The organism is Halolamina sediminis (assembly GCF_001282785.1).
Taxonomy (GTDB): domain Archaea; phylum Halobacteriota; class Halobacteria; order Halobacteriales; family Haloferacaceae; genus Halolamina; species Halolamina sediminis.
Genome location: NZ_CVUA01000001.1, coordinates 347,081 through 359,989, shown reverse-complemented (window position 1 = coordinate 359,989; position 12,909 = coordinate 347,081). Strand labels below are relative to the sequence as shown.

Below are 12,909 nucleotides of genomic sequence, written 5' to 3'. Positions count from 1 at the left end.
TCCGCCGGCATCGCTCGTAACTGCTTTCTCGCCGGCGCTCTCACTCCCGGCCGTGAGCGACGCCGAGGAGTCCACGGCGCCCGGCCGACCCTGCCCACACTGCGGGGAGACGATGGTTCACCGCCACTGTGAGTACGTCTGCCCCCGGCACGGGGTCGTGTTCGACTGTGCGGACACCTTCTACTAACTGTCGTGCCACGGGACCGCACAGTTAAGCCGCTTCGGAGCAATCGTTAAGGCACGCGATCGCTCCCGCCTACCGGCCGGCGAGCGCCGCACAACTATGGTCGAACAACGACAGCTCGCCCGGAGCAAGCAGATCCACCGAGAGACGGGCAAAACGTTCTACGTCGCGACGCGGTTCCTCCCCGAACGAGTGCGCCACCCCACGTACGTACTGTACGCCTTCTTCCGCGTCGCCGACGAGGTGGTCGACGGCGACAACGACCTCACACCCGAGCAGCGGGCCGAACGGTTGGAGTCGTTCCGCCGGGCAGCGCTGGGCGAGGAGCCGGCCGACGACCCCGTGCTCGCAGCGTTCTCGGAGATCCGCGAGGAGCACGAGATCCCCGAGTCGGACGTGAACACGTTCGTCGACGCCATGGCGACCGACGTGGAGAAGGCCCGCTACGAGAGCTACGACGAGCTCCGGGCGTACATGGACGGCTCCGCGGCCGCCGTCGGGCGGATGATGACCGCGGTGATGGCGCCCGACCGCGCCGACGAGGCGCTCCCCGCGGCGACCGCGCTCGGCGAGGCGTTCCAGCTCACCAACTTCGTCCGGGACGTGCGCGAGGACGTGGTCGAGCGCGACCGCATCTACCTCCCCGCCGAGACGCTCGAAGCGCACGGGTCGAGCCACGAGCAGATCGCCCGGCTGGAGTTCGACGGGAACGTCGCCGGCGCGGTGCAGGCCGAGCTCTCGCGGGCGGAAGCGCTGTACCGCGACGGCGTCGCCGGTATCGAGCTACTCCCGGAGGACTGCCAGTTCCCGGTGCTGCTCGCGGCGGTGCTGTACGCCGACCACCACCGGCTCATCCGGAAACTCGACTACGATGTGGTGTCGACGACGCCCTCGCTGTCGACCCCCCGGAAGCTCTGGCTCGCCGCCCGGACCCGGATCGCGTGGCAGCGAAACCCCGATCCACTCGCCGTGTTCCGCTCGGTGAGCGCGATCCCCAGCGACGAGAGCGGTCACCGGCTCCACCGGCTGACCGGGCGGCTGCCGGTGCCCTAGCTCGGCGGCCACCAGTTCAGCGACTCGTTCCTAGTCCCGAGATACTCGTCGGCCACGCCGGCGTCCCTGAGTCCCTCGATCCGTTCGCCGTGGCGCGCGTGCAGGCTCTCTCCCATCCAACGGTCGTCGGGGTCGTACTCGGGGTTCACCCACAGCCGTCCGGCCTCGTCGAACGTCCACAGCGCCGCGTCGAACGCGAAGTGGTGGGTCCAGTTCAACAGTAGCGCATTTCTCGGGTCCTCGGCGATCTCCGGACGCTCGCTCCGGGGGAGGACGTGTGAGACGGTCAGGAGGCTGCGGTGGTCGATATCGGTGACCGCACAGCGGCCGTCAAACCGGTCGTACACCGACTGTTTGAACGACTCCGAGACGCGAACCCCGGCACGAGTCTGCGTGACCGTGCGGCCGGCGGTGTCCTCGGGCTCGAACGGCGCCGCCGGGGCGTCAATGCCGGGTTCTGTGGCTCGTTCGTTCTCCTGTCGCAGTTCGAACTCAAGCACCTCGCGTTCGCCGTCCTCGTCGTACACCGTCTCGTGTCCCTCGACGGCGACCTGTCCGCGGTACTCCCACCCCGGCTCGTCGCGGGGTTTGTAGAAGAAGTAGATCGGTACGGGGTCGCTCTCAGCCTCGATCAGTGCCGCGTTCCCCAACGTCTCCGGCGACTGGTCGCCCTTGTCGGGCAGCCCCTCGCCGACGTAGGTGAACGTCCCCGCGGAGACATCGTCGTCGTAGGGGCCGCCCTCGCGGGCGAACAGCAGCACGTAGCGGTCCCCGTCGTCGTCGTTCCGGACGTTGATGCCCGAGACGCGATAGCCGAAGCCGGTGTCGAACAGCGCTTCGATGTCGGCCTGTTCGTAGCGCTCGCCGCGGTCGATCTCCGGGTGGGGATGCTCCATCGGCGTCGACCGCGGGATCGGCCGGCCCGCGGTTGAAACTACCGACGGCGACCCAATCCCGGCACCATCCCCGCGTCGAACCGATCGGTCCGGAGTAGCCCGGTGCCGATGACCGCGGCGACGAGCACGGGCAGCCAGTTCCCGTAGACCGCGTTCACGCCGCCCCACAGGAGGACGAAGCTCACCATGTCGTCCAGCGCGAACTCACAGGCCTCCAGCCGCGCACCCAGCGCGGTCCGGTCGAACGTCGCGTCGAAGACGACCACCGCGACCGTCGCCGAGAGCACCCAGCCCGCGTAGTTCGACAGCGGGACGCCGTAGAAGACGCCGCCCCCGTACGTCCAGAACCCCAGCGCGACCGCACCGGGGTCGAGCACCACGTCCATCGCCAGTACGAGTGCGATCACCGAGAGCAGTCTGGGGAGCGCACGATCCGCGAGCCTGCCCAGCAGGAGCAGACAGAGCAGGTACGCGTTCGCGACCAGCGGGAGGAAGAAGACCGGGAGGGCGACGGGAACGCCGCCGAGCATCGGCCCGAGCGAGACGCCGTACTCGAACTGGCCGTACGGCCAGCCCGTCGTGACGCCGACGATCTCGATGGCGTAGCTGTACGCCGCCAGCGCGGCCACACCGAGCGCCGCCCGGCGGTCGACGACCGGGAGCACGCCGACGATCAGCGGCGAGCGCATCACGATCACGCCCGCCAGCACGAACAGGGGGTTGAACACCAGCGGCTCGGGGAGCCACCCCTCCGCGCTCGCGATCAGCGAGACGGCGCCGACCGCCGGAAAGACGACCGCGATCGTGAAGCGGTGCTCGCGGATCAGTTCCGACAGCGCCGCCTCCCACGACCGGCGGTCGGCGGGATCGTCGGGCAGCCACGCGGCGACGCTCACGCGATCCACCCCCGCATCGCGAACAGCGCGCCGAGAGTCAGCACCATCCCCACGACGCCGTTGACGACTGGGAACCACCAGTACGCCCGATCGACGTCGACGCCGACACCGACGGTCGCGAGCAGGAAGAGTGGGTAGACCCCGAGCAGCACTCCCAGCCGCGGGTCGAGCAGGCCGAACGCGATCGCGGCGAGCGTCCAGCAGCCCCCGCAGTAGAGGTACGTCCGAGTCTCACCCAGCACAGTCGCCGTCGTCTCGATCCCCGCGGCACGGTCGGGCTCGATGTCGGGGATCGCGGAGTAGGTGTGCATCGCCATGGTCCAGAGCCAGCCGCCGACGAGCGCCGCGACGGGCGGGTGTGCGCCCGCGATCGCGGCGTAGGCGGCCGCGCCCGGGAGCAGGTAGAGCCCGTTCGAGAGCGAGTCGAGCCACGGGCGGGCTTTGAACCGCAGCGGCGGCGCGCTGTAGGCGGTCGCGAGCGCGAAGAAGCCGGCGAGGTAGGGCCACGCGACCCGGGGCGTGAGCGGGAACAGCGCGAGCCCCAGAACCCCCGAGAACGCGACGACTGCCGTGACTGCCGAGGAATCACGCCAGCGCGCCTCCGGGCCCGCCGATTTCTTGGGGTTCTCGGCGTCGATCTCGCGGTCGAAGCGGTCGTTGACGCCGTAGAGGTAGACGTTGGCGGGCAGCAGGAAGTAGAGGAAGAGAACGGCAGGGAGGACGGCGAGCAGATCCCCCACTCCCGTGGCGGCGTAGGCGACGCCGACGACGACGGGCCCGGCGGTGTACAGCCAGAACCGCGGGCGCGACAGCGTCAGCAGGTAGCGCAGCATCAGGCTTCGCGGTCGGCGATCGCCTCGGCGGTCAGTTGCCCGCTGATCAGGCACATCGGGACGCCGATCCCGGGGGTCGTGTACGAGCCCGTGAAGTACAGTCCCGGAACCTCACTCGACGCGTGGGAGGGCCGCAGCAGCGCGGTCTGTTTCAGCGTGTGGGCCAGTCCGAGCGCCGAGCCCTGCATCGAGTTGTACCGTGCGCCGAACTCCGAGACCGAGAACGTCTCCTCGACGACGATGCGGTCCCGGAGGTCGGTGTCGGTGTTCGCGGCGATATCGTCGAGCACCGTTTCGCGGTACGCCTCGCGCGTCTCGGCGTCGTCGTCCAGTCCGGGCGCGATGGGGACCAGCGCGAAGAGGTTCGAGTGACCCTCTGGAGCGACTGAATCGTCGGTCTTCGACGGCGCACAGAGGTAGTACGCGGGGTCCTCGGGCCACGACGGCTCGTCGAAGATCGTCTCGAAGTGCTGGTCCCACTCGGTGGGGAGGACGAGCGTGTGGTGGGCGAGGTCCGGCAGATCGCCCTCGACGCCCATGTAGAGCAGGAACGCGGAGGGAGCGTACGTTCGGGAGTCCCAGTACGCCTCGTCGTACTGGCGTTTACGCTCGGGCAGCAGCTCCTGCTCGGTGTGGGCGTAGTCGGCGTCGCTGACCACGAGATCTGCGAGCTCGTAGCCGCCGGCGTCGACGCGCCAGTCTTCGTGGCGGTCGCTGGGGGCGAAGTCGGCGGGGTCGGCGGCGTCGTAGTCGACCTTGAACGCCCCGCGCTGGCCGTGGATCTGGCGGACGTCGGCGCCCGCGCGGTACTCGACGCCGAGCTCTTCTCCGAGATCGACGAGCCCGTCGATCACCGCCGCGAGCCCGCCCTCGGGGTAGTAGACGCCGAGATCGAAGTCGACGTGGCTCATGAGGTTGTACAGCGCGGGCGTGTTGTGCGGCGACCCGCCGAGGAACACGAGGGTGTACTGCATCACCTGCTGGAGCTTGGGGTGGTCGAAGTACTCCTCGACGTGGTCCTGCATCGAGCCCAGCAGGGCGAGCCCCTGGGCCCGTTTCCCGACGTCGGGGTCGAGGTAGTCCCGCAGCCGCGGGCGGTCCTCGTAGACGAAGTGTTCCATCCCCACCTCGTAGGTGTACTCCGACTCGTCCAGATACGCCCGCAGCGCGTCACCGGCGCCGTCCTCGTACTGCTCGAAGCGCTCGACGTTGGTCTCGATGTCCGGCGCGAGATCCAGCGAGTCGCCGTCCTTCCACTGGATCCGGTAGTGGGGGTCGAGTCGGTTCAGCTCGTAGTAGTCGCTCACGTCGCGGTCGAAGTGGGCGAAGAACCGCTCGAATACGTCGGGCATCAGGTACCACGACGGCCCCATGTCGAACCGGAAGCCGTCGCGTTCCATCACGCTCGCGCGACCGCCGAGCTGCTCGTTGCGTTCGAGCAGGGTCACGTCGGCGCCGGCGTCGGCGAGGTAGCAGGCCGTCGAGAGGCCGCCGACGCCGCCGCCGATCACGACGATGTCGCGGCCGTCGAGGGAAGCGAGCCCCGGAGCTACATCCATGCCCGAACTAGGGGCGCCCGGGGCTTAAAACGGCCGACGCCGGTAGGGCCGGCTCCGGGAGGCGTACCGATAAGTCGCCGGCGACCCTCGGGCCACCATGGAGAACTCCACAGTCGTCGTCACCGGCGCCGGGGGCGCGATCGGCGGGGCACTGACCGAGGCGTTCGCCGACGACGGGGCGACAGTGTTCGCGGGCGTCCACAGCGACGAGGGGCAGTTCGACGACCGCGACGGCGTCGAGGCGATGCGCGTCGACGCCCGCGACGAATTCGACGTCGAGTACCTGATGGAGGACGCCGCCGGCACTGGCGAGATCGACCTCGTGGTGCCGTGCGCTGGTGTGTTCCACGGCGATCCCGGCGAGCAGCGACTCGCCGAAGAGGGGTACGCCGCGTTCGACGACGAGTACCGAACCAACGCCCGCGGCGTGTTCGTCGCGGTGAAGGAGGCGCTGCCCCATCTCGCCGACGACGCGCGGGTGCTGGTCCCGTCGGGATCGATCACGCAGGACGCGAAGCCGGGCTACGGCGGCTACGCGGTGTCGAAAGCCGCCGCGGAAGCCGTGGCGCGGCAGTTCGCCGCCGAGATCGAGCAGGCCGTCGGCGTCGTCGATCCGGGCGTCGTCGCGAGCGATCTGACGGGCGGGCAGGGGCGCGATCCTGCGGACGTGGTCGGGCTGTTCCGGTGGGCGGCGACGGCGCTCGGGACGGACGATCTGGACGGCGAGCGCGTCGGGCTCGCCGAGTGGAAGCGCGCGACGCGGTAGAGCCGTACGTTCTTCACTCCGCCCCGCGTTGGGTCGTGCATGCAACTGGAGGCCATCCGGACCGCGGAGGGGGAGACGGTCCACGTCGACCGGACCGACGGCGAGAAAGGCTCGAAGGGGGCCTTCTTCGTCGCGTACGTCTCCGCGGCGGGCGAGCAGCGCTGGGGGTTTTTCTGTGAGAACTGCGAGACGACCGACAACGCGGTCGACTCGATGGGCCGGATCGAGTGTAACGTCTGTGGCAACGTGAAAAAGCCCGACGAGTGGGATGCGGCGCACGAGTGAACCGTGGCGCGTGACCGCTCTCGCTGACTGACCCGCTTAGAACGCCGCCTCGATCCCCGCTGCCAGTGCGTCGACGGCCTCGTCCACGTCCGCGCGGTCGATACAGAGCGGCGGCGAGCAGATGACCTGCGTCGCGGGCCGACCCGTCCCGAACAGCACGCCGTGGTCCTGTGCCACCTCGCATACGTCCTCGACGGGGTTGTCCGCGTCCGGCTCGACCCGCGGATCGACGAACGGCTCGTCCGTCTCGGGGTCGGCGAACACGACCGACCAGAGCAGCCCTCGGCCGTGGACGGTCGCCACCTCCTCGTAGCGCGCTTCGAGGTCGCCGAGGCGCTCTTCCAGATACGGCGCCAGTTCGCGGCCGTTCTCGATCAGCCCGTCAGCGTAGGCGTCCATCGCGGCGTTACCCGCGGCGCAGGCGACGGGGTGGCCGGCGAACGTCTGCCCGAGCGGGTGGCCCGCCTCGCGGATCCCGGCGGCGATCTCCTCGCGGGCGATCACGCCCGCAAGCGGCGCGTACGCGCTCGTGACGCCCTTCGCGAAGGTGATCATGTCCGGCTCGACGCCTTCCGTTCCGATCCCGAACCAGTCGCCACAGCGGCCGAAGCCGGAGATCACCTCGTCGACGAGCAGCAGCACGTCGTACTCGTCACAGATCTCCCGGACGCGCTCGAAGTAGCCCGGCGGCGCCGGGTAGGCGCCGGAGGTGCCCGCGATCGGCTCGGTGAGCACGGCCGCGACCGAGTCCGGCCCCTCGTTTTTGATCACGAACTCCAGGTGGTCGGCGGCCTGCTGGCCGATCTCCGCCGGCGTGTCGCCGTCGAAGGGGGAGTCGTGGACCATCGGCGGGAGGAACTTCCCGGTCCCGGTCGTGGCCGCGTGGCGTTCGACGACGGAGCGAGTCTCGGGATCGCCGGAGAGCCCGCCGGCGGCGTACGTCGACCCGTGGTAGGAGCGCCAGCGCGTCAGCACCGTCGTGGCGTCCTGCTGCTCCCGGGCGATCTGGATCGCCGACTCGTTGGCCTCGCTGCCCGAGATCGAGAAGAACACGTCGTTCAGGCCGCCCGGCGCGCGGTCGGCCAGCCGCGCCGCGAGCTCGTCGCGCGCCGGGGTGGTCTTCGAGGAGGAGACGTACGGGATCTTCCGGGCCTGCTCGGCCATCGCGTCGACGATCGGCTCACAGGAGTGGCCGGCGTTCACGCAGTACAGCTGTGCCACGAAGTCGAGATACTCCTCGCCGGCGTCGTCGGTGACGCGGGCACCCTCGCCGGACGTGATCGAGAGCACGTCGCCCTCGCCGTCGCCGGCGTACCAGTGGGGGATGTTTCGGTTCCGGCCCGATCGTGTCATACGGTAGCGTGGCAACACCCTCGGATAAATCTGTCTCAGCCGTCCGTAACGGTTTCCGCCGTTCGACCGCAGGTCCGACCATGCCCGAGCCACAGTACGTCGTCAACGTCGACCCCGTGATCGCCCGCGAAGGGGTCGACGGCACCGAGTACCTCGTGATTGTCCGGAGCGACGGCGAGGAGCACGCACCCGGGATGCTGGGGTTCCCCGGCGGGAAAGTGGAGGCCGGTCCGGGAGAGTCGGACGTGCTCGACGCGACCGCGAAACGCGAGGCCCGCGAGGAGGCCGGCGTCGAGATCGAGCACGTCGAGCAGGTGACGAGCACGACGTTCGAACTCGACTACGGGCCGACGTGTCTGAACGTCGTCGTCACTGCCGACTACGCCGACGGCGAGGCACACGTCGCCGACCCCGCGGAGGTCGCGGCCGTCGAGTGGCGCAGCGCCGACGCCGTGATCGACGACCCGGACACGCCGCCGTGGACGGCAGAACTGTTGGCGGAAGTGGTCGAGTACCGGTCGTAGACGCGAAACGGACCGGCGTCGGGAACGAAGAGTTTGTCCGTCCGGTTCGGCTCCCTCTGACGTGATCAGTCTCGGGATCGTGCTCGCGTTCGGCGCGCTGGTGCTGTTCGGCGGGTGGGCGGTGACTGCCGGCGTCGCGACTCGGTCGCTGTCGGCGGTGAACGCCGTCTTCCTCTCCTACGTGGCGAGCATCACCCTCGTCGGCGGCTACGTGCTCTGGATGCGCCGGCCGATCTCCGGCAGCGGGACGGACGTCGGATTCGCGCTGCTGTCGGGGGCGTTTCTCGCGATCGGTTCGATCAGCTTCTACGCCGCGCTCGAACGGGGGAGCGTCGCGATCGTGTCGGCGATCGCCGCGCTGTACTTCGTGATCCCCGTGATCGTCGGTGTGCTCTACTTCGAGGCCGACCTCAGCACGGCGAACGTCGCCGGGATCGGGCTCGCGATCGTCGCGGTCGTCCTGATCGCGTCCTGACGCGGTTCGGACTACGGGTGGGCGTAGTACGCCAGCGACTCGTCGTCCTCGTTCTGCTCGTCGACTCGTGTGAACCCAACGCGCTCGAACTGCAGCATCTCGTCTTCGTCGTACTCGGCGTACCCCGGCTCCGCGTGGCCGGTCTCGTCGCCCTCCATCGTCCGCAGCCGAACCGGGACGCTCTCGCCCGCGGGGACCCAGTGGATCACGTCCACCTCGCCGCTTTTCACGACCTCCAGATCGTCGTCGGTGTGCTCGAAGCCGTCGCCGGTGCGCTCCACCGGACCGAACCCTTTGAGCCAGACCTTGTCGCCCTCCTCGGGCAGGTCCTGCTCCTCGACGAGCACCGCGTCGCCCACGGGGATGTCCCGCGTCCCGCGATCCTCGTGGTCGGGATGCAGCGGCGGATTGGCGACGTCGGGGCCGCCCGCGATCGGGAGTTCGACGCCGTCGCGGACGAAGAACCGACGGTCGGCGTCGTCGTCGATCAGTTCGCGGTTGTTGGAGTACACCGCCGACATCGCGAGGTCAACGTCGGAGGTGGAGAGCCCGAGTTCGAGCATCGCGCCCACGAGCGCTTTGCCCCGAACCCCACGGCGGCGGACGGAGGCGATGGTCGGCGCTCGCGGATCGTCCCAGCCCGAGAGTTCGCCGTTCTCGATCTTCTCGATGATCGTCGACGTGCTCATCTTCACGTCGTAGGCGTCGATCTGGACGTGCCCCCAGTGGAGCACCTCCGGATACTCCCAGTCGAAGTAGTCGTAGACGAACCGCTGGCGCTTCGCGGAGTCCTGCAGGTCGATCCCGCGGATGATGTGGGTGACGCCGGTGAGGTGGTCGTCGATGCCGGACTGGAAGTCGAGCATCGGCCAGCAGCGGTACTCGCTGGCTGCTTCTCTCGGGTGCGGGGTGTCGACCATCCGGAACGCGACCCAGTCACGCAGCGCGGGGTTCTTGTGCTCGATGTCGGTTTTCACCCGCAGCACCATCTCGCCGGAGGAGTACTCGCCGCCGACCATCGCGTCGAACTCCTCGTGAACGGTCTCCTGATCCTTGTCGCGGTGCGGACAGGCCTCGGCGTCGTTTTTGAGCTCCGAGAACGTCTCGCCCGAGCAGGAGCAGGTGTACGCGCCGCCGGCGTCGATGAGGTTCCGGGCGTGTTCGTAGTACGTCTCCACACGGTCGGAGGCTTTGAGCACCTCGTCGGGCGTGAAGCCGAGGTACTCGATGTCGTCGAGGATCGCGTCGTAGGCGTCGAGATCCGGCCGCTTGGTCTCGGGGTCGGTGTCGTCGAACCGGACGATGAAGTGGCCGTCGTAGATCTCTTCGGTGTAGGTGCCCATCACCGACGGCATGCGGGCGTGGCCGAGGTGCCACGGGCCGTTGGGGTTCGGCGCCGCGCGCATCCGGATCTCGTCGTACGCCTCGGCGTTGGGCAGGTCGGGGAGGATCTGGTCGTCCTCCTCCTCCTCGGCCATCAGCTCCTCGTACAGCGCCTCGTCCAGTTCTTCGAGGCGCTGTTCCTGCTCGTCGGCGTTCATCCCGTTGACCCGCGAGACGACCGGGGCGACGACGCCCGCGATCTGATCGCCGTGTTCGCGGAAGTCGGGGTTCTCGCCCATCAGCGGCCCCATGATCGGGCCGACCTCGGCGTCGCTGCCGTGTTCGAGCGCGTTGAACAGGGCGTGCTTCTCGGCCTCCCGTTCGACCCGCTCGCGGAGATCTTCGTCCATTAGCGGGGAGTACTGCTCGGCTTCGCAAAAAGGGGTGTGAATCGGACGGCAGCGCCAGCGAGTCTACGCCCGGTGGTACTCGCCCCACTTCGTCAGCGAACGGCGGTAGAGCCCCATCCCGACGGCACCCAACAGCGCGCCACTGACGGCCAACCCCACCAGCAGCGCCGACGATACCGGCGCGAGCGCGAACGCGACCACGAGAATCGGCACCAGCGGGACGGCGACGGCGGCGCCGAAGGCGGCGTACAGCCCCGTATCGAACAGGAACTCGTTGGGCGACAGTCCGGCGAGATAGATCGTCAGCCCGAACACGTAGGTGGCGACGCCGACGAGCACGACGGCGCCGACGACGGCCTCGGCGATCGGCGTCCCACGCCAGAGCACCCCCAATGCGTAGAACGCCAGCCCCACCGCGGGCCCGAGCAGCAGGAACGCCCGGAGCTTCCCGTGGAACACGGCTTCGGCGTCGAGTGGGTGGGCGAGATAGCGCTCCACGCCGTCGTTCGTGGTGAGCCAGTTGTACGTCGTGAACCCAGTCAGTCCCAGCACCGCGCCGAAGGAGACGCCGACGGAGGGGGCGACGCCGGTGATGTCCGCCGCGAGGTCGACCAACCCGGCCGTCACGCCGAGCAGGATCGCCGCGGAGAACAGCACCTTCCCGAAGCCGCCGGAGCTGCGGTGGACGTCAAGCAACGTCTTCGCCGCCACGGGGTCGTCGACGCGGGCGAGCCAGCGGCGGAAATCCGGGCCGACCGAGCGATCCGCCGACTGGACTTGCGGGTCGAACGTCGCGGCGCCGACGGCGTAGGCGGCGAGGATCAGCGCCGCCGAGGTACCGGCACTCGCGAGCCCCGGATCCAGATAGAGCCCGTAGGGCGTGTAGCTGAGTACCGGGACGCCCGTGTACCACGCGGCGACGCCGCCGCCGAGGAGCACGAGCAAGAGCGCACGCCCCGGCAGCCCCGTCGCCGACAGCCCGACGCCGGCGATCGTGATTCCGATCCCGAGCACGAACGTCGTGACGAGCGTGACCCAGAGCAGCGGGACCGCCGCGAGGCCGACCCCGGCACCCGCGAGCGCGGCGGGCGCGACGCCGACGGCCATCGGGAGCAGGAACAGCCCGGCGTAGTACACCACGTCCTTGAGGACGAAGATCGCCAGCAGGCGCCCCTGCGAGAGCGGGAGCGTGCGCCCGGAGAACACGAGCAGCGTCACGTCGCCGAGCACGTTCCCCACCGCGTCGCGGCCGATAAAGCCGATCGAGCCGGTGTGGAGGCCGAAGACGAGCGCCAGCGCGTGCATCCCGGCGACGACGGCGCCGGGATCGGTGCCGGTGAAGTCGAGCAGCCAGACCGCCCCCGCGACCAGCACGACGACGAGCAGCGGGAACGCGCCGAAGCGGCCACCGCCGAGCAGTTCGCTGTGCAGCCGCCACTCCTCGCGCAGCATCTCGCGGAACACCAGTTTGTCCCGCTCCCACCGGCTCGGCTGGTCGCCGCCGGGACCGCTCGCGGCCTCACTCATCGCCGGCCCACGCCGTCTCGTCGTCGACGTGCTCGACGAACACGTCGAGCAGCGTCCGATCCTCGCCCAGTTCGCTCGGCACGACCTCCGCGACCAGCTCGCCGGCGTTGACGACCCCCACCCGCGAGCAGAGCTCCGCCGCGACCTCGACGTTGTGGGTGGAGACGACGACGGTGTTGCCCGCCTCGCGGTAGTTCGTGAGGAAGCGCTTGACGCGCTCCTGGACGATCGGATCGAGGTTGGCGAGCGGCTCGTCGATGAACACCACCTCGGGCTCGTGGAGGAACGCGCCGGCGATCATCGTCTTCTGCTGCTGCCCGCGGGAGAGATCCGTCGACAGCGTGTCGAGCTTCTCGGCGAAGCTCAGGCGTTGGGCCCACGTCTCGGTTCGCTCGTCGACCGTCTCGTCGGCCATCCCGCGGACGGCGCCGACGAACTGGAAGTACTCCCGGGGCGTCGAGAAGCTCGGCGGCGACTCCTTCTCGGGCAGGATCCCCACCCGCTCGCGCACGCCGACGGGCTCGGCCTCGGGATCGACGCCGAGTACCTCGGCCTCCCCCGAATCGGCGACGGTCTGGCCAGTCAGCACGCTCATCGTCGTCGTCTTCCCGGCGCCGTTGGGACCGAGCAGCCCGTACAGCTCCCCCGACTCGACCGACAGTGAGAGGCCGTCCAGTGCGGCCACGTCGCCGTAGGACTTCCGCAGGTCGTCGGTCCGGATCACGCTCATGAACGCCCGTTCAGTCGGGGGGCGGATAGTTCGTCCGCCGCGACTATCGACGTTGAAAATCGGCGCCGTCACCGGCACCGGAACCGTTACCCGGA

The 12,909-nt window shown here is 69.3% G+C and carries 14 protein-coding genes; 6 read left to right on the top strand and 8 right to left on the bottom strand.

The features are described 5' to 3' along the window. Positions 1-52 precede the first annotated feature (52 nt). On the top strand, positions 53-187 hold the full coding sequence (locus BN1959_RS15330) for an HVO_2523 family zinc finger protein (RefSeq protein WP_272913561.1): 135 nt from the start codon (positions 53-55) through the stop codon (positions 185-187). A 96-nt stretch (positions 188-283) separates the two neighbouring features. Further along, positions 284-1,237 carry a phytoene/squalene synthase family protein gene (locus BN1959_RS01880; protein WP_053947029.1) on the top strand — a complete coding sequence of 318 codons (954 nt, stop codon included), beginning with the start codon at positions 284-286 and terminating at the stop codon, positions 1,235-1,237. Here the strand turns inward: BN1959_RS01880 and BN1959_RS01875 are convergent. The 4 genes from BN1959_RS01875 to BN1959_RS01860 are packed head-to-tail and all read right to left on the bottom strand — an operon-like array spanning position 1,234 to position 5,421. Continuing rightward, complete coding sequence (locus tag BN1959_RS01875) at positions 1,234-2,133, bottom strand: HNH endonuclease signature motif containing protein (protein ID WP_053947028.1); 900 nt, start codon at positions 2,131-2,133, stop codon at positions 1,234-1,236. The two genes, BN1959_RS01880 and BN1959_RS01875, sit on opposite strands and share 4 nt — an antisense overlap. A gap of 38 nt (positions 2,134-2,171) precedes the next feature. Beyond that, positions 2,172-3,029, bottom strand: coding sequence for a bisanhydrobacterioruberin hydratase (gene cruF, locus BN1959_RS01870; RefSeq protein WP_053949295.1), 858 nt, complete (start codon positions 3,027-3,029; stop codon positions 2,172-2,174). Further along, positions 3,026-3,862, bottom strand: coding sequence for a prenyltransferase (locus BN1959_RS01865; RefSeq protein WP_053947027.1), 837 nt, complete (start codon positions 3,860-3,862; stop codon positions 3,026-3,028). The genes cruF and BN1959_RS01865 overlap by 4 nt, the downstream gene beginning before the upstream one ends. Beyond that, on the bottom strand, positions 3,862-5,421 hold the full coding sequence (locus BN1959_RS01860; protein WP_053947026.1) for a phytoene desaturase family protein: 1,560 nt from the start codon (positions 5,419-5,421) through the stop codon (positions 3,862-3,864). Before BN1959_RS01860 ends, BN1959_RS01865 begins: the two co-directional genes overlap by 1 nt. A gap of 97 nt (positions 5,422-5,518) precedes the next feature. Here BN1959_RS01860 and BN1959_RS01855 point away from each other — a divergent pair, with 97 nt between their 5' ends. Then, entirely contained in the window at positions 5,519-6,187 is a 669-nt protein-coding gene (locus BN1959_RS01855) for an SDR family NAD(P)-dependent oxidoreductase (protein WP_053947025.1), read from the top strand. Positions 6,188-6,226: 39 nt separating this feature from the next. Beyond that, positions 6,227-6,472: a DUF5816 domain-containing protein gene (locus BN1959_RS01850; RefSeq protein ID WP_202594632.1), complete on the top strand. Its 246-nt coding sequence runs from the start codon at positions 6,227-6,229 to the stop codon at positions 6,470-6,472. A 36-nt stretch (positions 6,473-6,508) separates the two neighbouring features. Here BN1959_RS01850 and BN1959_RS01845 read toward each other — a convergent pair whose 3' ends face one another. Continuing rightward, positions 6,509-7,825, bottom strand: a complete 1,317-nt coding sequence (locus BN1959_RS01845; protein ID WP_053947024.1) for an aminotransferase family protein — start codon at positions 7,823-7,825, stop codon at positions 6,509-6,511. Between the two features lie 80 nt (positions 7,826-7,905). Between BN1959_RS01845 and BN1959_RS01840 the strand changes: the two genes are divergently transcribed. After that, positions 7,906-8,349, top strand: a complete 444-nt coding sequence (locus BN1959_RS01840; protein ID WP_053947023.1) for an NUDIX hydrolase — start codon at positions 7,906-7,908, stop codon at positions 8,347-8,349. Positions 8,350-8,410: 61 nt separating this feature from the next. Then, positions 8,411-8,824 carry an EamA family transporter gene (locus BN1959_RS01835; RefSeq protein WP_053947022.1) on the top strand — a complete coding sequence of 138 codons (414 nt, stop codon included), beginning with the start codon at positions 8,411-8,413 and terminating at the stop codon, positions 8,822-8,824. An 11-nt stretch (positions 8,825-8,835) separates the two neighbouring features. On the opposite strand, the gene BN1959_RS01830 is transcribed toward BN1959_RS01835, so the two are convergent. From BN1959_RS01830 to BN1959_RS01820, 3 genes are all read right to left on the bottom strand, one after another. Further along, complete coding sequence (locus BN1959_RS01830; RefSeq protein ID WP_053947021.1) at positions 8,836-10,557, bottom strand: glutamate--tRNA ligase; 1,722 nt, start codon at positions 10,555-10,557, stop codon at positions 8,836-8,838. 63 nt (positions 10,558-10,620) lie between these two features. Beyond that, positions 10,621-12,084 carry a hypothetical protein gene (locus BN1959_RS01825; protein ID WP_053947020.1) on the bottom strand — a complete coding sequence of 488 codons (1,464 nt, stop codon included), beginning with the start codon at positions 12,082-12,084 and terminating at the stop codon, positions 10,621-10,623. After that, entirely contained in the window at positions 12,077-12,814 is a 738-nt protein-coding gene (locus tag BN1959_RS01820) for an ABC transporter ATP-binding protein (protein ID WP_053947019.1), read from the bottom strand. The genes BN1959_RS01825 and BN1959_RS01820 overlap by 8 nt, the downstream gene beginning before the upstream one ends. Positions 12,815-12,909: the final 95 nt, after the last annotated feature.